The 17,289-nt window shown below is 60.4% G+C and carries 21 protein-coding genes; 9 read left to right on the top strand and 12 right to left on the bottom strand.

Annotated features, from left to right (window positions below; translation table 11 throughout):
* Positions 1–169 precede the first annotated feature (169 nt).
* The 10 genes from WBP53_RS09270 to WBP53_RS09315 all read right to left on the bottom strand — a co-directional run bounded on the left by WBP53_RS09270 (position 170) and on the right by WBP53_RS09315 (position 9,178).
* Positions 170–2,527, bottom strand: a complete 2,358-nt coding sequence (locus WBP53_RS09270) for a DNA internalization-related competence protein ComEC/Rec2 (protein WP_423928182.1) — start codon at positions 2,525–2,527, stop codon at positions 170–172.
* A gap of 152 nt (positions 2,528–2,679) precedes the next feature.
* Positions 2,680–3,414, bottom strand: a complete 735-nt coding sequence (lolD, locus tag WBP53_RS09275) for a lipoprotein-releasing ABC transporter ATP-binding protein LolD (protein ID WP_423928184.1) — start codon at positions 3,412–3,414, stop codon at positions 2,680–2,682.
* On the bottom strand, positions 3,407–4,648 hold the full coding sequence (locus WBP53_RS09280) for a lipoprotein-releasing ABC transporter permease subunit (protein WP_423928186.1): 1,242 nt from the start codon (positions 4,646–4,648) through the stop codon (positions 3,407–3,409). The genes lolD and WBP53_RS09280 overlap by 8 nt, the downstream gene beginning before the upstream one ends.
* Positions 4,649–4,772: 124 nt before the next feature.
* Positions 4,773–5,210, bottom strand: coding sequence for a hypothetical protein (locus WBP53_RS09285; protein ID WP_423928188.1), 438 nt, complete (start codon positions 5,208–5,210; stop codon positions 4,773–4,775).
* Positions 5,182–5,427, bottom strand: a complete 246-nt coding sequence (locus WBP53_RS09290) for a succinate dehydrogenase assembly factor 2 (protein WP_423928190.1) — start codon at positions 5,425–5,427, stop codon at positions 5,182–5,184. The genes WBP53_RS09285 and WBP53_RS09290 overlap by 29 nt, the downstream gene beginning before the upstream one ends.
* 19 nt (positions 5,428–5,446) lie before the next feature.
* Positions 5,447–6,229, bottom strand: coding sequence for a succinate dehydrogenase iron-sulfur subunit (locus WBP53_RS09295; protein WP_423928192.1), 783 nt, complete (start codon positions 6,227–6,229; stop codon positions 5,447–5,449).
* A 143-nt stretch (positions 6,230–6,372) separates the two neighbouring features.
* Positions 6,373–8,163 carry a succinate dehydrogenase flavoprotein subunit gene (gene sdhA / locus WBP53_RS09300; RefSeq protein WP_423928194.1) on the bottom strand — a complete coding sequence of 597 codons (1,791 nt, stop codon included), beginning with the start codon at positions 8,161–8,163 and terminating at the stop codon, positions 6,373–6,375.
* 2 nt (positions 8,164–8,165) lie between these two features.
* Entirely contained in the window at positions 8,166–8,558 is a 393-nt protein-coding gene (gene sdhD, locus WBP53_RS09305) for a succinate dehydrogenase, hydrophobic membrane anchor protein (RefSeq protein ID WP_423928196.1), read from the bottom strand.
* Positions 8,555–8,950 carry a succinate dehydrogenase, cytochrome b556 subunit gene (sdhC, locus tag WBP53_RS09310; RefSeq protein ID WP_423928198.1) on the bottom strand — a complete coding sequence of 132 codons (396 nt, stop codon included), beginning with the start codon at positions 8,948–8,950 and terminating at the stop codon, positions 8,555–8,557. Before sdhC ends, sdhD begins: the two co-directional genes overlap by 4 nt.
* A gap of 36 nt (positions 8,951–8,986) precedes the next feature.
* Complete coding sequence (locus tag WBP53_RS09315) at positions 8,987–9,178, bottom strand: DUF1674 domain-containing protein (protein ID WP_423928200.1); 192 nt, start codon at positions 9,176–9,178, stop codon at positions 8,987–8,989.
* Positions 9,179–9,304: 126 nt separating this feature from the next.
* Here WBP53_RS09315 and WBP53_RS09320 point away from each other — a divergent pair, with 126 nt between their 5' ends.
* The 4 genes from WBP53_RS09320 (at position 9,305) to WBP53_RS09335 (ending at position 12,114) form a co-directional block, all read left to right on the top strand.
* Positions 9,305–10,144, top strand: coding sequence for a YgfZ/GcvT domain-containing protein (locus WBP53_RS09320; protein WP_423928202.1), 840 nt, complete (start codon positions 9,305–9,307; stop codon positions 10,142–10,144).
* 85 nt (positions 10,145–10,229) lie between these two features.
* Positions 10,230–10,604 carry a PhnD/SsuA/transferrin family substrate-binding protein gene (locus WBP53_RS09325; RefSeq protein ID WP_423928204.1) on the top strand — a complete coding sequence of 125 codons (375 nt, stop codon included), beginning with the start codon at positions 10,230–10,232 and terminating at the stop codon, positions 10,602–10,604.
* Positions 10,605–10,658: 54 nt separating this feature from the next.
* A complete protein-coding gene (locus tag WBP53_RS09330) occupies positions 10,659–11,069 on the top strand; it encodes a PhnD/SsuA/transferrin family substrate-binding protein (protein WP_423928206.1) in 411 nt (136 codons plus the stop codon).
* A gap of 607 nt (positions 11,070–11,676) precedes the next feature.
* The gene (locus tag WBP53_RS09335) at positions 11,677–12,114 is read left to right on the top strand and encodes a cell wall hydrolase (protein WP_423928208.1); all 438 of its coding nucleotides are present in this window, start codon (positions 11,677–11,679) and stop codon (positions 12,112–12,114) included.
* 83 nt (positions 12,115–12,197) lie between these two features.
* On the opposite strand, the gene WBP53_RS09340 is transcribed toward WBP53_RS09335, so the two are convergent.
* Positions 12,198–12,644: a glycine zipper 2TM domain-containing protein gene (locus tag WBP53_RS09340; RefSeq protein ID WP_423928210.1), complete on the bottom strand. Its 447-nt coding sequence runs from the start codon at positions 12,642–12,644 to the stop codon at positions 12,198–12,200.
* A 346-nt stretch (positions 12,645–12,990) separates the two neighbouring features.
* Between WBP53_RS09340 and WBP53_RS09345 the strand changes: the two genes are divergently transcribed.
* Positions 12,991–14,193 (top strand): magnesium transporter, encoded by a 1,203-nt coding sequence (locus WBP53_RS09345; protein WP_423928212.1) that lies wholly within the window; start codon positions 12,991–12,993, stop codon positions 14,191–14,193.
* A gap of 53 nt (positions 14,194–14,246) precedes the next feature.
* Positions 14,247–15,044: a TatD family hydrolase gene (locus WBP53_RS09350; RefSeq protein WP_423928214.1), complete on the top strand. Its 798-nt coding sequence runs from the start codon at positions 14,247–14,249 to the stop codon at positions 15,042–15,044.
* A gap of 6 nt (positions 15,045–15,050) precedes the next feature.
* Here WBP53_RS09350 and tcdA read toward each other — a convergent pair whose 3' ends face one another.
* Positions 15,051–15,860, bottom strand: a complete 810-nt coding sequence (gene tcdA / locus WBP53_RS09355; RefSeq protein ID WP_423928216.1) for a tRNA cyclic N6-threonylcarbamoyladenosine(37) synthase TcdA — start codon at positions 15,858–15,860, stop codon at positions 15,051–15,053.
* 98 nt (positions 15,861–15,958) lie between these two features.
* Between tcdA and WBP53_RS09360 the strand changes: the two genes are divergently transcribed.
* The 3 genes from WBP53_RS09360 to WBP53_RS09370 all read left to right on the top strand — a co-directional run bounded on the left by WBP53_RS09360 (position 15,959) and on the right by WBP53_RS09370 (position 17,229).
* A complete protein-coding gene (locus tag WBP53_RS09360; protein WP_423928218.1) occupies positions 15,959–16,342 on the top strand; it encodes a hypothetical protein in 384 nt (127 codons plus the stop codon).
* Between the two features lie 106 nt (positions 16,343–16,448).
* Entirely contained in the window at positions 16,449–16,892 is a 444-nt protein-coding gene (locus WBP53_RS09365; RefSeq protein ID WP_423928220.1) for an SRPBCC family protein, read from the top strand.
* A complete protein-coding gene (locus tag WBP53_RS09370; protein WP_423928222.1) occupies positions 16,882–17,229 on the top strand; it encodes an ArsR/SmtB family transcription factor in 348 nt (115 codons plus the stop codon). The genes WBP53_RS09365 and WBP53_RS09370 overlap by 11 nt, the downstream gene beginning before the upstream one ends.
* Positions 17,230–17,289 lie beyond the last annotated feature (60 nt).

The following is a 17,289-nucleotide window of genomic DNA, read 5'->3' on the forward strand; positions in this document are numbered from 1 at the left end:
GCAATAAGAATTTCAAGCACTTGGAGCAACTCCTTGAGACTTTGGGCAATAGGGACGCGTTGCATCTGACCGCGATCCGAGCGCCGATGATACCAGCGTGTGCAAACGGTCTTGCGCGCAGCGTCGCGATTCCGGGTTCCGGCCCGGTGGCTTCACCAATCTCACTCGCTCAAGGCCGCCGCCACCAGGCGGACTCGAGCTCGCGACCGCGCTCGATTTCCAGTCCGGCGGAAACGAAACGCACGTGCAGATAACCGGACTCGGCAGTATTGAGCAGGTCGATGGAGCGCTCGGCGTAGCGGTTGCGGACTACCTCTGCCGGATGACCGAACTGGTTCCGGTAGCCCGACGAGACCAAAGCCAGTTGTGGTGCCAGTGTGTCGAGGAATCCTCCAGACGAAGCTGTCTTGCTGCCGTGATGAGGAACTTGCAAGACCAGTGGTCTTGGCAGGTCCGTGGCCAACGATGCGATGGCCGGCTCCACGCGATCGGTGGCGTCACCGGTCAGCAGCAGACTTCCATGGTAGCCCGTTACCGCGATGACACAGGAACGATCGTTGCTCTTGCCCTGCCCTGCACCCGCGGCGTGCAAGGTACGCATGCTGACGCCGCCTGAACTCCAGGCCTGCCCCGCCTGGCAGGCACCCGCCGCCATGATCAGACGCTCCGGCTCCCCGCTTTCAATCGGGGCGTCCGAAAATGCCAGATGCACGGCCATGGCACCCCCGGAATGATCGCTGTCACCGTGACTGATGACGATCCGCTCCAGAGCACCGACACCCAGCGCGTGCAGGCTCGGCACGACGACCGCGTCGCCGACGTCGAATCCGCTGGCATAGCGCGGCCCCGCGTCGTACAGCCAATATTGCTCGGGCGTACGCACGACCACCGATAGCCCCTGACCTACATCCAGCATCCAGGCTTCGAATTCGCCTTCACCGAGATGTTCTCGGGACGGGAGGACCAGGGGCAACACCAGGAACAGGCCAAGTGCGCGAGTCCGGAGGCCAAATGGCATCAGGCTCCAGCCGATACCTGCTATGGCGAGGGCGAATGCCCACGTTGGTGACGCGGCGAAGTAGCGCTGGGCCGAAGGCAATTCCGACATCCATTGCATGATCGGCCAGAAGCCGGCAAGCAAGGTGTCCGCAAGTCGCAACAATGGCAGGCCCACTGCCGGCAGCCAGGCGACAAACAGGCTGCCCGAGACGTTCAGGGGCACGATGACCAGACTGATCCAGGGCACCGCAATCAGGTTGGCCAGTGGGCCGATCAAGGAGGCCTGGCCAAAGAACCAGACAGTCAGGGGCAACATGGCCATGCTCAACACCAGCTGCATGCGCGGCATCTCGCGCCAAGCTGGCCGTTCCATGCGCGTTGACGATGTTGTCGCGAGAAGTATCGCCACACCCATGAAGGACAACCAGAATCCCGCCGACAGCGTCGCCAGCGGATCCCACAGGACAACGGCCATGGCGGCCAGGGCAAGGGCTTGGGCTACCGAGGTGGACCGCCGCGAGTAGCGCGCCATCAGTCCGACCCCGATCATCACCAGGGTGCGCACTGTCGGAATCCCCATGCCGGCGAGCAAGCCGTACCCCAGGGCGCAGGCCATCGCCACGGGCGCTTCTATCAGCGGGCCGGGAAGTCGCAGCGTCATTCGCGGGAACAGCTTCCAGAAGAGTCGTGCCAACAATGCACCGAACGCGGCGAACAAGCCGACATGCAATCCGGATATCGAGATCAGATGTCCTGTTCCTGTAGCGCGCAATACCTGCCAGTCGGCCTGACTGATGGCTTGCTGGTCGCCGACAGCCAGGGCGCGCAACAGCGATCTCGCCGAATCCGGGCCCAGCGCACCCTGGATGGCCTGGGCGATGGATTGCCGCCAGCCATCCACGCAAATGCCTGTCTGCTCGCCCATCGAGGCATTGCCTGGGGAATCGCGCACGTAGCCCGCGGCCACCCAGGCCCGCTGTGCCGAACTGCGCTCACCGTCATTGCCACCGGGATTGACGAGTCCGCGCGGAGGGCGCAGCCGCAGGCGCAACGTCCAGCGTGAGCAAGGCGCCAGCACGGGTGCGCTGTCGTACCAGTTCAGTCGAACATTGCCGCGCAACGGAAGCCTTGCTCCATCGAGCTCGGCAGTCTCGATATTGAAGCTGAAACGCGTACTGTCCGGGCCCGCCTGCGGAAGATCGATTACCGTCCCGACGACATCGAAATCACGGCCATGCAGCTCGTTGGGAAGTTGCGCCTCGAGCGCGCCACTGGCACGCAGCAGGGCCCAGGAAAAACCGAGCAGGAACCAGACCGGCGCAACGCCCCGGCGTGTCCGAAAAAGCAGGATCACGGACAACAGGATTCCGCAGATGGAGGCCCATGCAGGTGGCAGCGATGGCAGCGTGTGCGCTGTCACGACACCGGCCACCAGGCAGAACGCACGGAATGGCGTCAGACCAGGAAGGGTCCAGCGCCTGATCGCGAACCCTGAGCGATGTGGATCTGGTCCTCCTGCTTCCTGCATTGCATCGTTCCTTCCTGGAAACCAATGTCATCGAACCTGAGCGTCGAGCTCGCTGCGCCGCACCCATCACGCTAGCGACATTATTCCATCTTGCCAAATCATGCTCGTGATTGCGCAGCCTGCGAGAAGCAGGAGCCTACTCCGGCATGACCTCAAACGCCGGCATCGGCACCGAGTTCATGAATGCTTCCGCCACGCAGTTCCAGAGTGCGATCCATGCGCGCGGCAAGTCCGCGATCGTGCGTAACCAGCACAAGTGCCGTACCGATCTCGCGATTGAGCTCGAGCATGAGTTGATAGACCTGGGCGGCATTCTCCTCGTCGAGGTTGCCGGTGGGCTCATCTCCCAGCACGCAGGCTGGACGGGTCACCAATGCACGGGCCACCGCCGCGCGCTGGCGCTCTCCGCCACTGAGCTCGCCGGGCTTGTGCCCGATGCGGGCGCCCAGCCCGACGCGCTCAAGCAACTCCGTAGCCAGCTTCCGCGCCTCCGGAATCGAAGTGCCCCGGATCAACAGCGGCATGCAGACATTTTCCAGCGCGGTGAACTCGGGCAGCAGGTGATGGAATTGATAGATGAAACCAAGCGAGCGGTTGCGCAAGTCGCCGCGTGCCCTGTCGGACAAGCGTGACATGACCTGGCCTTCAACCTCGATCTCGCCAGCCGTTGCGGTATCCAGTCCACCGAGGATATGCAGCAAGGTGCTCTTGCCGGTACCAGAGGCGCCAACGATCGAAACCGTTTCACCTCGATGCACCTGGAAGCTGACATCGTGCAGAACATCCGTTCGCAAGTCGCCTTCCTTGTAGATCTTGGCGACACGATTCGCGCGAAGGATCACAGACTTGCCGGACCCGGCGGACTCTTTCAATTGAACACTACTCATAACGAAGCGCCGCTGCCGGATCGATACGTGCCGCGCGCCAGGCGGGATACAAGGTGGCCAGGATGCAGAACAGGAAAGCCGTCACCGTAATCCAGCCGACGTCGTTCCATTGCAGCTCCGATGGAAGCTCGCTGATGTAGTAGACATCCGCCGACAGGAAGGAAACGCCAAAAGTCTCCTCGACCCAGCGCACGAGTGCCGAAAGATTGAGTGAAAGCATCACTCCAAAGCCGACACCCAGAACGATGCCAAGCGTGCCCACCAATACGCCCTGCACCATGAACACGCCCATGATGCTGCCCGGACTTTGCCCGAGGGTGCGCAAGATGGCGATGTCGGCCTGCTTGTCGGTGACCAGCATGACCAGGGTCGAGACGAGGTTGAATGCCGCTACTGCCACGATCAGGGAAAGGATCAGAAACATGACCTTTTTCTCCATGGCGATGGCCTTGAAGAAATTGCTGTGTCCCTGCATCCAGTCTGTAACCCGATAGGATTGACCAAGCTGGCCGGAAATGTCCCTGGCCACGGCGTACGCGCGGAACATGTCATCAAGGCGCAGGCGAATGCCGGTCGGACCATTGAGCCGGTAGAGTGTCTCGGCATCCTGCATGTGCACGACCGCCAGGGCACCGTCATATTCCTGCATGCCGATTTCAAAGATGCCACTGACCATGAAACGCTTGAAGCGGGGTTGCACGCCCACTGGCGAGGTACTGACTTCCGGCGTGATGACAGTGGCGTAGTCGCCCACCTCAACACCGAGCTTCATCGCCAGTTCGCGCCCCAGCAGGATCTTGAATTCCCCGGGCACCAGGTCCGACAACGCTCCCTCGACCATCTTTCGATCGATCTCCGAAACCCTGGGCTCGTATTCGGGAAGCACGCCGCGCACGATCGAGCCGGAGACACGCTCGCCCTGAAGCATCGCTTCGCGCTCGACATAGGGCGCCGCTCCAAGCACATCAGGGTTGGCTTCCGCACGCTTCAGTGCTTCAGGCCAGTCGCGCACGCTTTCCCCCACGCCTTCCACAGTGGCATGCGCCACCATGCCGAGGATGCGGCTCTTCAGCTCATGGTCGAATCCATTCATCACCGAAATCACGGTGATCAGCGCGGTCACGCCGACTGCGATACCCATGATCGAAACCAGCGATATGAACGAGATGAAATGATTGCGGCGCTTGGCGCGCGTATAGCGCAAGCCGATGAAGAATTCGAGCGGTCGGAACATGCCGGATTACTATCCTTGGGAGACGTTGCACGGGGTCAGGCCCCCGAGACTGGACCGCGCCGAGCTGAAAGAGTGCCGCAAGCCAGCATGGGGCGGCAAGCCCGCTGCCTGAATCTGCCCGACATCACCGGGTTTGCACCAACTGTTGCCTGGGTTCACCAGCAGCCAGCACCAGCAGCAGACGCCTGCGCAAATCGCCCTCACAATTGTCTGCAGCGAGGATGAATCGCGTACGAGCAACGGTGTCGTCAACGAACTCAAGCACCAGCAAGCCACCGCGATCGACGTGGCCAATCAGGCTGGCCGGATGATCAACACCATGGCCATCGACGAGGATCCAGCCACCCTCACCCCGGGCGATACGGAGATATCGGGGTTGCAGGTGTCGAAACAGGGCGAAACTCCCGAAGGAAGCTGCAATCAGCGCCAGCAACAATCGCCATTGAAGATCCAGGCCATTGAGCACTGTCGCCACCACGGCCAGCACGGTCATGCACGCGATCGCCAAACCAAGCAGGCGACTGGGCCGGTAGTCAAACGCGATTGCGGGCGCGGATTTCATCAATCACGCGAGCCTGATTCGCATCGGATGGTGATCCATTTCCGAGGATCCAGTTCCAGAGATCCGGATCCTGCTGCTCGAGCAAACCGGCAAATCCTTCGCGAAGCGTGGCATCTGCGTCGGCATGGCGTTCGTCCAGCCACCAGCCCACCAGTTGATCGAGTTCACGCGTGCCACGCCGGCACCTCCAGCGCAGTCGCTTGATCTCGGCGTCCATCAGCAGGGGATCGCCGTGCTCAGGCGCGTCGCTCGATCATGAGCTTCTTGATCTCTGCAATCGCCTTGGCGGGATTCAGCCCCTTGGGACAGGTACGCGTGCAATTCATGATGGTGTGGCAGCGATACAGGCGGAACGGATCCTCGAGTTCGTCGAGGCGCTCGCCGGTATCCTCGTCACGACTGTCGACGATCCAGCGGTAGGCCTGCAGCAGGATGGCCGGACCCAGATAGCGATCGCCATTCCACCAGTAGCTTGGGCAACTGGTCGAGCAGCAGGCACAGAGAATGCACTCGTAGAGGCCATCGAGCTTGGCGCGGTCTTCTTTCGATTGCAGGCGTTCTTTGGGCGGTGCCGCGCTTTGCGTGCGCAGCCAGGGCTTGATCGAGGCGTACTGCGCATAGAAATGCGTCATGTCCGGGACCAGATCCTTGACCACCGACATGTGCGGCAACGGATAGATCGGCACGTCGCCCTTCGAACAGTCCTCGATGGCCTTGGTGCAGGCCAGCGTATTCGTGCCGTCTATATTCATCGCGCACGAACCGCAAATGCCTTCGCGACAGGAGCGGCGGAAGGTCAGGGTCGGATCGATCTCGTTCTTGATCTTGATCAGGGCATCCAGAACCATCGGTCCGCAGGTCGACATGTCGACCTCGTAGGTGTCGATGCGCGGATTGTCCCCGTCATCCGGGCTCCAGCGATAGACCCGGAATTCACGAACATTCGTCGCGCCGGCCTTGGCCGGATAACGCTTGCCCTGCTGGATCTTCGAGTTTTTTGGAAGTGCAAACTCAGCCATGACTGGAATTCTCCGTGCGAACCATAACCGTGACCCGCAGCATTTTGAGCATCAATACAAATGAAGCGATTCAATTTTCGGGTGGACAACCGCGCTGCAGAGCGCTTTTGCGAATCCCGATTCCCAAAACTCGAATCCCTGCCCTAATACACCCGCTTCTTGGGCGGTATTACCTCGACATCATCGCTCAGCGTGTACATATGCACGGGGCGGAAATCGAAGCTTGAAGCTCCCTTCTCGTCGACCTTGACCAAGGTGTGTTTCTGCCAGTTCGCATCGTCACGATCGGGGAAGTCTTCGTGTGCGTGGGCACCACGACTTTCCTTGCGCTGTTCCGCCGAGTTGATGGTGGCCACTGCGTTGTAAAGCAGGTTCTGCAATTCGTAGGTTTCGATCAGATCCGAATTCCATACGAGCGAACGATCACTGACCTTGACGTCTTCGAAGCTGGCGAACACTTTCGCCATCTTGTCGCAGCCTTCGGTCAATGTCTTCGACGTACGGAAGACAGCAGCATCGCTTTGCATCGTGCGCTGCATGTTGAGCCGGATTTTTGCAGTCGGTGACGCGCCATCGGCATTGCGCAGCTTGTCGAGGTTGGCCAGTGCCTTGTCGCAGGCTGTTGTCGGCAACACCTTGTGCGGCATGCCCGGCTTGATGGTTTCGGCGCAACGATTGGCAACGGCGCGACCAAAGACGACCAGGTCGAGCAATGAATTGGACCCCAGACGGTTCGCACCATGCACGGAGACGCAGGCAGCCTCGCCGATGGCGTACAGGCCCTGCACGACCTGGTCCGGGTTCTCGCCAACCTTCTGCACCACTTCGCCGTGGTAGTTGGTCGGTATGCCACCCATGTTGTAGTGCACGGTCGGCAATACCGGAATCGGCTGCCGGGTTACATCGACATTGGCGAAAATGCGCGCACTCTCGGCGATGCCTGGAAGCTTTTCGTTGATGACCTCATGACCAAGATGGGTCAGGTCGAGCAGGATGTGATCCTTTTCGGGACCAACGCCACGGCCCTCGCGGATCTCGATCGTCATCGACCGGCTGACCACATCGCGTGATGCCAGATCCTTGTAGTGCGGCGCATATCGCTCCATGAAGCGCTCGCCACTGGAATTGCGCAGGATGCCGCCTTCGCCTCGAACACCCTCGGTGATCAGGCAACCGGCACCGTAGATGCCGGTAGGATGAAACTGGACGAACTCCATGTCCTGCATGGCCAGACCAGAGCGAAGCATGAGGCCGCCGCCGTCACCGGTGCAGGTATGCGCCGATGTGGCACTGAAATAGGCGCGACCATAGCCGCCGGTTGCCAGTACCACGCCGTGGCCGCGGAACAGATGCAGGGTTCCTTCGGCCATGTCCAGGGCAAGCACGCCGCAACAGGTGCCTTCACTGTCCCAGATCAGGTCGAGTGCGAAATATTCGATCATGAAGCGCGCGTCATGCGCGAGCGATTGCTGGTACAGGGTATGCAGCATCGCGTGGCCGGTACGATCGGCGGCCGCGCAGGTGCGCTGGGCAGCCGGGCCTTCACCGTACTGGGTCGTCATTCCGCCGAAGGGACGCTGATAGATCTTGCCGTCCTCGGTGCGCGAGAACGGTACGCCGTAGTGTTCCAGCTCGATGATTGCAGCCGGCGCTTCCTTGCACATGTACTCGATCGCGTCCTGGTCGCCGAGCCAGTCGGATCCCTTGATCGTGTCGAAATAGTGATAGCGCCAGTCGTCCTCACCCATGTTGCCGAGCGCTGCAGAGATTCCACCCTGCGCCGCCACGGTATGCGAACGGGTGGGAAAGACCTTGGTGAGACAGACCGTCTTCAGCCCCTTTGACGCCAGACCGAAGGTTGCGCGCAAGCCAGCCCCACCGGCGCCAACGACGATCATGTCGTACTGATGTTCCTGGATCTTGTAAGCAGACATGTTCAAGCCCCCAATGCGATTCGAACCACGGCGAGAATGCTCGCCAGGGCAGCGAGGGCACAGACAAACTTCACCAGCAACTGGCACGTCAGCGCCAGCCACGGTTTGTGCACGTAATCCTCGATGACGACCTGCATGCCCAGTTGCCCGTGCCAGAACATGGCCACCAGAAAGGCAATCAGCAGGATTGCGTTGCAGGGGTTGGCGACTGCGGCGCGGGCTTGCGGATAGTCCGAACCGATCAGCGTCATCAACAACCAGACAACATAGACGCACAAGGCCAGCAGGGCGACGGCGGTGATGCGCTGGACCATGAAATGGTGCACGCCGTCTTTCGCCGAGCCGAGGCCACGCGCGTTCTTGATCGGGTGGCGGAATTTGTCGGCCTGGCTCATGCGGCACCTCCGCGACTGCAGACAAGTATCCAGATGATTGCCGTCAGCACGAAACTGCCGATCACCGAAACCCAGGAGTTGCTGACGAAACGGGCGATCGAGAAGCCGAGGCCCGCATCCTGCAGAAGATGGCGTATGCCGTTCAACCAGTGGTAGGCCAGAGCCCAGGTCCAGCCGATCAGAACCACTTGCCCGTACCAGGTCGCAGCGAGGCCGAGTACACAGGCCCATGCATCCGGCCCGCTGGCGAGCGCGGCAAGCGATGCAGCGGCGAGAAGACTGCCGACGACGAGAATGACACCGGTCGCCCGGTGCAGGATCGAGGTGACCATCTGGATCTGCCAGCGATAAACCTGCAGATGCGGAGACAGCGGTCGAGCGTTTGGAGGCATGGTGCAGGCCCTTGCTGTTGGCTGGCGACCCGAAGGTCAGAATCCGGGACGGTTGTCCCGGAAGTCGATGCAGCGACCATCTTTTTCCCAATCGCCGTAGCGAACGGGGTCCAGACCACCGCGCCCGCCGATTTCTTCGGGCGTTTCCTCGACGCGTGACGCATCGGCCTGCTCATCTGGAGCGGGCACATTCTTTATCGCGTCAGGGTGTGGTTTGGGCTTCGACATGAGATTTGTCAACTGCAAAATCTTAATGCCCACGGCGCTTTCTGACAACCGGCACGTCAACCTGCGTCCGTTGCAAGTAAGATCGTGCGGTGAAGAAAATGTGTTTTTCAGGAGATGGCAACGACCTTGAGCAAGTTCATGGACAGTGCGGAAATCGTCGAGATGTCGGGGCCGGAGGCAGAAACCTTCGCGCAATCCCAATTCAGCAACGATGTGTCGGCCCTGCCCGTCGGCAGTTGGCATTGGAACGCCTGGCTTGATCCTCAGGGGCGCGTGCGCTTCCTTTTCGCCCTTCTCCACCTGCAATCCGGGCAATTGCTTGCATGGCTACCCATGGGCAATGCCAATGACATGGCGAGCGGACTGTCGCGCTTCATTTTTCGATCCCGCCTGACAATCACCGCCCTGCCTGAAGCGTGCCTGCTTGAAACCCCCATGGTCGACAAGCCAGAGCAGGCGCTCGCATACGGCGATGACAACTGGTCGATCAATCTGCCCGGCCTGCCGCTTCGACAAGTCACTATCAGCCTTGGGCGGCCAGACTCGACCCAGGACACTGCACGCCTCCTCGAATGGCGCTCGGCTGATATTGCCGCCGGGCTTCCGTGGATCGCGGCCGAGCTGTCGGGAGAATTCACCCCGCCGGCCCTCGGCCTTGAGCGGCTTTCGGCTGTGAGCCTGAGTAAAGGCTGCTATCCGGGACAGGAAATCGTCGCACGCTTGCACTATCGCGGCGGCAACAAGCGCCATTGCGTACGCCTCGCCATCGAAGGCGACCATTTGCCGCCTGACGGCGAATGGATTCACGAGGATTTGAGTGATGCGGCCGCAGGGCGCATCCTCTATGCAGCGCAGTCCCCGAACGCAGGCATTCAGGCATTGGCAATCCTGCCCGCAGGCCTGACAGATGGCACTGGCCTGCGACTGGCATCAGGCGCCAGGATTACGAACATGGAAAAGGCGTAACCGACTGTCCGTGGCAGCAAAATTGGTAAGGACCTTGCATGATTCGTCCGAGCCGCAGCAAAGACGAGAAAAGGAAACAGGACGCATGAGCAGCTTGACCCGCAAAAGCACGTATGGCCACCTCGCAACGGGCCTGGCATGTCTCGCCCTCCTGACGACTGCATCGCTGGCCGCGGCAGCCCAATATCGCTTCACCCCGGAACCGACCTACACGCCAGAGGCAGCGGAGGAAATCTACAAGCCGCTGCTCGACTATCTGAGCAAGGCCACCGGCGAAACCTTCGTTCTTGATATTCCCTCAAACTACTCGGACTACTGGCGCGAAATCCGGCAGCCTGACAATACCGACTTTTCCTACGACGAAGCCCATTTCGCCGACTATCGCATCAAGCGCTCGCAATTCATCCCGCTTGTCCACAGGTTGCAGCCCACCTCATACACCTTGCTCGCCAGCCCGTAGTTCGAGGGCGAGAGCAACAGTACGAAGGGCCTGGAAAACGCGAGCATCGCGACCATGCCTGCCCCCAGCCTGGGCTATGCACTGCTCGCCGAGATTTTCCCGGATCCGGTCCAGCAACCGGAGATCAAGTCCAACTCGACTTCATGGCGAGATGCCATGGACATACTCAATAGTGGCGAAGCCGACGCCATGATCTTCCCGACCTGGATGCTCGAGACTTTTGGCAACCCGAGCCACATCACCGTGTTCACCTCCAGAGAGTTTGCCGGCCCCGCCATTCTTGCCTCACCCAACGTGCCCGAGGACGTTCGCAACAAGGTGCGCGATGCCCTGCTCAACGTCGAAGGCGCTCCCGAGCTTGCAGAGCTGCTGCTCGAATTGGGCGTGACCAAGTTCGTTCCAGCGTCCGCCGAAGACTACGACGGCGACCAGAAAATGCTCAGCGGGTTCTACGGATACAAGTAGGTTCGCCAGTCGCACGCCCAGCCAGACGAGAGCACAGGCACAAGCCGACTACACATCGACATATTCGACATGATGGATAGCCTTGTCAGCGCGTAGCTGCACGCGTCATGCGGCGTTGCTGCCGCACTTCATCGATCGAACCTGACGCTGCACCGCAGCATTCATTCAAGCCCAAACTGAACACCGCGTTCATGTTCAGGTTCGTTTTTGAGTGACAACTCCACAACGAGGAAGTAATCTCCGCGCCGAGTCGTATGAGTGGTGGTGTTCATGCCCGCCCGCAACTTTCAGTTTTGATGATCCAGATACCGTTCAGTCATCTTTGCTAGAGATACGAAACACCGAGTCGGAACGACCGCCGCGACAGGCAGACGACTAGACCCGGATCAGGAGGCGCAGCAGACGCGCGCCGGTTAATTCCAACACGTGCAGTGCGGTGGTAACGAATTAGGCAATTCGCAACCGGAACCGCCTGCGCATCGTGATGTCCGACTTGAAGTCGAGCGGATATCTGATGGCTGAAAGGTAGCACCCACGGTTCCAGGCATCGCAATGCAGATGCCGCCGTGTGCGAAACCGGCAGTCAGGTTTGCAGGAGAAACAAACAATGAAATTGGCATGGTTACTTTGGCTGGCATCTGTAATGCCGGCCCATGAGGCCGATCGAACGTGCCTGGCTGCGATGGTTTACCTCGAAGCGCGCAGCGAGTCGCAGTTGGGGCAAGCTGCAGTAGCCGAAGTCGCCATGCGTCGCCGTGATGACGGACGCTGGGGCGACAGCGTTTGTGATGTCGTCAACGCACGTTTGCAGTTCGCGATTTCCACAACCAACAAGAATTACATGTTGCGCAATCCTGAAGCTTGGGAGAAAGCGTGGCTGGTGGCGGACCACGCCATGCAGATGTGGGACCTGCCGGTCGAACAACGCGAATTCGTCGTACCGGATGCCAGCCATTTCGTCGCCGGCGATCTTGCGTCTCCTGCCTGGAGCAAGGGCCATCCAGTCGCAGTCATCGGCGCGCACAGTTTCTACAGCATCAACTAGAAACACAGATTCATGAAACGAAAAAAGCCGGCCATTGGGCCGGCTTTTTTCGTTTCAGCGATGTCACTACACGCGAGGCGGACTTACCAGCCAGGCACCACGTAGCCATTGTCGATGTAGATGGGATCGCCGCGACGAAGTCCGTAGGAATCCGGTTGCTCGAAGGTGAAGGTTCGGCCCGAGCCATTCATGCGAACCAGGATCCGGTAAATGGTGCGGTATCCGTTGTTGCGTTTTTCGACGTTGTTTCCTATCACCCCGCCAGCCACCGCACCGGCAATGGTCGCCGCTGTTCGCCCATCACCCTTGCCGACCTGGTTGCCCAGCGCTCCGCCGATTACGGCTCCGAGCACCGCGCCCCCGCCGGAGCTTGAATTGCGCTGCCCGATGGATTGGATGTCCATCACGGTCCCTGACTCCGCCCTTGCTCCAGCAGGCGGATAGCCTCCGCCATAGCCGTTGGGCTGCATGGGAGCGCACGCAACGATGGCAAGCATTGAAAATATCGCTATCACTGTTCGAAACATCATGGATCTGCTCCTCGCAAGGACAGTTTGACTGGAAAGACACACTGGCAAGAATGTCATCCACAGATGAACCTCCGCCCAATGATGATGATGTTGATGAATGGCGTGCCTGGATTTCATCGCCAGCGGCGGCTGCATGCAAAGGCGCAGCGAAAACCCAGCGGCACTGACTCGGCAGACAGGGTATGCCGCGGCACGAGCATCCTGATCAGGCAGGTATTCGACAGGCCGCCATGGGCAACGCAGTGTCCTGCCAAACACGCCACCCGGCGCCGTTGCCAACCTGCCCATGCCTGTCCTCCGCAACAGGCATGGGTTAGCATCGCGCGCAGTCCAGGATCAAAAGTCTATGCCCGAACAAACCACGCAACTCGATGATCTGCGCAACATGGATGCCGAAGCTGCTGCACGCCGATTGAGCGTTCAGCCGGACGATTCGATCGCCGCTTTACTGCATGCCATGGGACCGGGGCGCGGACTCGCCATACTGGATCGATTCGGTCCGGAACGGCGTGGCAGGATCGCCTTCGCAGCGGGCCAGGGCACCAGCGAGCAATGGCAATCCAGCCGCAATTGGCCCGAGGGTTCGGTCGGGCGCCTGATGGAACCCGCACCCGAAGCCTTCACTCCGGATGTGCAGGTCTCCAGCGCACTGGAGAGCTTGCGTCCCGTCGCATCGCGGACCCTGGTCACCTATGTGTTTGTGGTCGATACCAAGCACAGTCTGATCGGCGTGGTTACCTTTCGCGAACTGGTATTCGCCCGCCCCGACCAGCGTCTTGAAGAAATCATGGTGCCGCATCCATTCTCCCTGCGACCGGATACGGATGTCGTGGACGCAATGCGCGAAGTGGTGCGCCGCCACTACCCGGTCTACCCGGTCTGCGACATCGATGGCCGCCTCATCGGCGTGGTACGCGGCTCGGTCATCTTCGAGGAGCAGGCATTCGAGATCAGCGCGCAAGCGGGTTCCATGGTCGGCGTCGAGAAGGAAGAGCGCCTGAGTACATCGTGGATGCGCAGCCTCAAGTTCCGACATCCGTGGCTGCAATTGAACCTGGTTGCAACATTTGCCACAGCGGCGGTGGTCGGGATATTCCAGGACACCATCAACCACATTGTCCTGCTTGCAGTCTTCCTGCCCGTACTCTCCGACCAGTGCAACAACACCGGATGTCAGGCGCTGGCCGTCACCCTGCGAGGAATGACCTTCGGCGAACTCAAACCCGGACAAGGCTGGCGTCTCATAGGCAAGGAATCATGGCTGGGCATGGTCAACGGTTCGTTGACCGGGCTGCTTGGCGGCACCGCGATGTACCTGCTCGCAAGCAACCAGGACAATCCCGATGCATGGCTGCTGGCCACCATCACCTGGATGGCAATGACCGCCAGTTGCGGAGTCGCAGGTCTGGTCGGTGCCGGAGTCCCGCAGATACTGCGCAAGGTTGGCGCCGATCCAGCCACCGCTTCGAGCATTTTCCTGACCAAGGCAACCGATATCGTCAGCCTGGGCATGTTCCTTGGACTCGCTGCCTGGCTGGTTGTGCGCTAACAGCGTGGCGATTCTCGCGCCTGCCACCGTCAGGATGAAACCCGGCCCCAGCCATGCTGATTGATAGCCATAGCCACATCGACACGGAAGCCTTCGGCACTGATCGAAGCGAAGTCCTGATGCGTGCTGCAAGCGTGGGCGTCCATCGACAGATCGTCCCGGCCATTGCACGTTCGGGCTGGAAAAAGCTTGGCGAGCTTTGCGCCGACAACCCTGGGCTCTATCCAGCCTTTGGCCTGCATCCGATGTTCCTGGCGCAGCATAGGGTTGAGCACCTCGACGAACTGGCCGGACTCGTCGAGAAACGGAGACCTGTGGCGATTGGCGAGTGCGGACTCGATTTCTTCGTAGACGGACTCGACCGCGAAACCCAGACCATGTTCTTCGAGCGCCAACTGGAACTGGCCCGAGACTTCGACCTGCCCGTCGTCGTCCATGCCAGGCGTGCCTTCGATGCAGTGGCCGCCTGTATCCGGCGGATCGGAAAGCTGCGCGGTGTCATCCACAGCTTTTCGGGCAGCACCCAACAAGCCGAGGCGTTCTACAAGCTCGATTTCATGCTGGGTATCGGCGGGCCGGCAACGTATCCGCGCGCCCATCGGCTGCGCAATCTGGTCGCGGAAATGCCCGGCGAATTCCTCTTGCTGGAAACCGATTCGCCCGATCAGCCATTGTCAGGGCACCAGGGCGAGCGCAATGAACCATCCCGACTGCGCGAATTGCTGACCGTTGTCGCCGAGCTGCGCAATACGAGTGAAGAGCAGACGGCACTCTTGACCACCACGAATGCCGAGCGCTTGTTCAAGCTGCCGGAATTCAGCCAGACGCAGCACCCGTCAGCCGGCCGCTGACTCGCCTCAGGATTCGCTCGTTGCGAGCAGCTTCTTGATTGCCGCGGCCACGGCGACAAAGGCAAACGTGGCGGTCACGTGCGTAGCTGCGCCGAGACCGCCCCCGCAATCCAGCTTGAGTCCGCCCTCCCCCGATTCCGGACGCAGGCCACAGACGCTGCCATCGGCCTGCGGATAGCGCACATTTTCCAGTGAGTAGATCGCCTGCACGCCGAAGTAGCGCTTGGGTCCGCGCGGGAAGCGAAACTCCTCGCGCAACTTCTTGCGGATCAGGGCGAGCATGGCATCGTGTTCGGTACGCGAAAGATCACGTACGCGGACCAGTGTCGGATCGATTCGCCCACCGGCCGAACCACTCACGATCAATGGCAGCTTTCGCCGCCGGCACCAGGCAATCATCTCGACCTTGGTGCGGAACGCGTCGCAGCAATCGATGACAAGGTCGTAGCCGCGATCCAGCAACGCCTCCAGGTTGGCCGAGGTCAGAAAATCCGCAAAGGTTTCCACCTGGATCGCGGGATTGATGGCCCGCGCGCGCTCGGCCATTACCTCGACCTTGTCGCGACCGTACTGGCCTTCGAGCGCATGCAACTGGCGATTGGTATTGCTGACGCAGACATCGTCCGCATCGATCAGCGTGAGATTCCCAACCGCACTGCGGGCCAGCGCCTCGACAACCCAGGATCCGACACCACCGATACCGACAATGCAGACCCGCTTGGCGGCAAGGCGCGCACTGCTGCCCTGACCGTAGAGCCGATCAAGGCCACGGAAGCGTTCGTCCATCGGCAAGCTGTTTTCCAGGGTCGTATTCATGCGGCGCGGGAGATTATCACGCAGGCACGGTGGACGCAGATCCAAACGCAGGACGGAACTCGCTACCATTCGGGAGTCCTCACTCGGAACTATCCTTCATGCGCTACGTTGTTTGCTTGCTGGTCGGCCTGCTCGTCGGTGCGATTACCGCCACAACCGCCGCCAATATCCTCAGTCGCAGGGATCCCTATCCCGAGGCGCTGATGAGCGTCATGAAGCACGAACTGGAATCAGCCAGCGCTGCCGCCGACAAGCTGCAGTGCGAAGACGATCGCTATGCCATGAGCAAGCTGGCCATGCTGGTCGGCGACATCGAGGTTGCCTTCCCGGCTGGCCAGACTCCGGATCGGGTATTCCAGCTGTATGTCGAAAATCTCAGGAAGGCCATTTACAAGGCCGGGGACACACCCTGCCAGCAGCGCGCCCAAGCGTTGACCGATCTCAGGAACGCCTGTGAAGACTGTCATCGGGACTATCGCTAGGGAATCTGCGCTTGCACCTGTACAGGCTCCAGCCACCATTGCGCAACTTTCAGGTTGCATTTAGTCCCGGGACGTGCGAGCCTGATATGCAACCAGGAGGTGGCATATGACCAACAGCATCACCAAGGAAATCGAAATCAGCGCACCTGTATCCCGTGTCTGGCAGGCGCTGACCGACCACGAACAATTCGAACAATGGTTCAGGATCAAGCTGGAGGGACCTTTCCGGCTGCAGGAAATCACTCGCGGCAAGTTCACCCATCCCGGCTTCGAGCACGTGAAATGGGAAGCCACGGTCACGGCCATCGAACCGGAGCACCGTTTCGCGTTTACCTGGCACCCCTATGCCGTCGAAGCGAATACCGACTACTCGAAGGAAGAACCGACCCTGGTCGAATTCACGCTGCAACCAACATCCGGCGGAACGCTGCTCAGAGTCGTTGAATCCGGCTTCGACAAGATTCCTGCAGGCCGCCGCCCCGAAGCGCTGCGCATGAATACCCACGGCTGGGAAACGCAGATGAAGAACATCAAGCAGCATGTCGAGTAGCGCACTCGGACGGTTGCTGGAGGAAGCACCCGAGACCGCGAACATTTTCGCGGCACTCGGCGATCCGACACGACTCGGCCTTGTCACACGACTCAGCAACGGCTCGCAGTGTTCGATCAGTCAGCTAGCAGAGAATTCCACCCTGACCCGCCAGGCAATCACCAAGCACTTGCGGGTACTCGAAGATGCCGGCGTCGTCAGTAGCAGGAAGTCCGGCCGCGAGAACCTCTATGCCCTGAACCCGCAACGACTGCACGATGCGACTGCCTACATGGATGTCGTATCCAGGCAATGGGATCAGGCGTTGGGGCGCCTCAAGTCGTTTGTCGAGAGTTGATTGCCACTACCGGATTCGCGGCGCATCCGTTCGACGACACGGCGTTTCGCGATGTGGACA

The organism is Dokdonella sp. (genome assembly GCF_049593775.1).
GTDB lineage: Bacteria > Pseudomonadota > Gammaproteobacteria > Xanthomonadales > Rhodanobacteraceae > Dokdonella.

Excerpts from the sequence above, each read along its gene's own strand:
- WBP53_RS09270 (WP_423928182.1), bottom strand. The coding sequence starts at position 2,527 with ATGCAGGAAGCAGGAGGACCAGATCCACATCGCTCAGGGTTCGCGATC.
- WBP53_RS09295 (WP_423928192.1), bottom strand. The coding sequence starts at position 6,229 with ATGGCTGAGTTTGCACTTCCAAAAAACTCGAAGATCCAGCAGGGCAAG.
- WBP53_RS09345 (WP_423928212.1), top strand. The coding sequence starts at position 12,991 with ATGCCCGAACAAACCACGCAACTCGATGATCTGCGCAACATGGATGCC.
- WBP53_RS09370 (WP_423928222.1), top strand. The coding sequence starts at position 16,882 with ATGTCGAGTAGCGCACTCGGACGGTTGCTGGAGGAAGCACCCGAGACC.
- WBP53_RS09350 (WP_423928214.1), top strand. The coding sequence starts at position 14,247 with ATGCTGATTGATAGCCATAGCCACATCGACACGGAAGCCTTCGGCACT.
- WBP53_RS09315 (WP_423928200.1), bottom strand. The coding sequence starts at position 9,178 with ATGTCGAAGCCCAAACCACACCCTGACGCGATAAAGAATGTGCCCGCT.
- lolD (WP_423928184.1), bottom strand. The coding sequence starts at position 3,414 with ATGAGTAGTGTTCAATTGAAAGAGTCCGCCGGGTCCGGCAAGTCTGTG.
- WBP53_RS09330 (WP_423928206.1), top strand. The coding sequence starts at position 10,659 with ATGCCTGCCCCCAGCCTGGGCTATGCACTGCTCGCCGAGATTTTCCCG.
- sdhC (WP_423928198.1), bottom strand. The coding sequence starts at position 8,950 with ATGCCTCCAAACGCTCGACCGCTGTCTCCGCATCTGCAGGTTTATCGC.
- WBP53_RS09285 (WP_423928188.1), bottom strand. The coding sequence starts at position 5,210 with ATGAAATCCGCGCCCGCAATCGCGTTTGACTACCGGCCCAGTCGCCTG.
- WBP53_RS09340 (WP_423928210.1), bottom strand. The coding sequence starts at position 12,644 with ATGATGTTTCGAACAGTGATAGCGATATTTTCAATGCTTGCCATCGTT.
- sdhD (WP_423928196.1), bottom strand. The coding sequence starts at position 8,558 with ATGAGCCAGGCCGACAAATTCCGCCACCCGATCAAGAACGCGCGTGGC.
- WBP53_RS09365 (WP_423928220.1), top strand. The coding sequence starts at position 16,449 with ATGACCAACAGCATCACCAAGGAAATCGAAATCAGCGCACCTGTATCC.
- WBP53_RS09335 (WP_423928208.1), top strand. The coding sequence starts at position 11,677 with ATGAAATTGGCATGGTTACTTTGGCTGGCATCTGTAATGCCGGCCCAT.
- WBP53_RS09360 (WP_423928218.1), top strand. The coding sequence starts at position 15,959 with ATGCGCTACGTTGTTTGCTTGCTGGTCGGCCTGCTCGTCGGTGCGATT.
- WBP53_RS09290 (WP_423928190.1), bottom strand. The coding sequence starts at position 5,427 with ATGGACGCCGAGATCAAGCGACTGCGCTGGAGGTGCCGGCGTGGCACG.
- WBP53_RS09280 (WP_423928186.1), bottom strand. The coding sequence starts at position 4,648 with ATGTTCCGACCGCTCGAATTCTTCATCGGCTTGCGCTATACGCGCGCC.
- tcdA (WP_423928216.1), bottom strand. The coding sequence starts at position 15,860 with ATGAATACGACCCTGGAAAACAGCTTGCCGATGGACGAACGCTTCCGT.
- WBP53_RS09325 (WP_423928204.1), top strand. The coding sequence starts at position 10,230 with ATGAGCAGCTTGACCCGCAAAAGCACGTATGGCCACCTCGCAACGGGC.
- sdhA (WP_423928194.1), bottom strand. The coding sequence starts at position 8,163 with ATGTCTGCTTACAAGATCCAGGAACATCAGTACGACATGATCGTCGTT.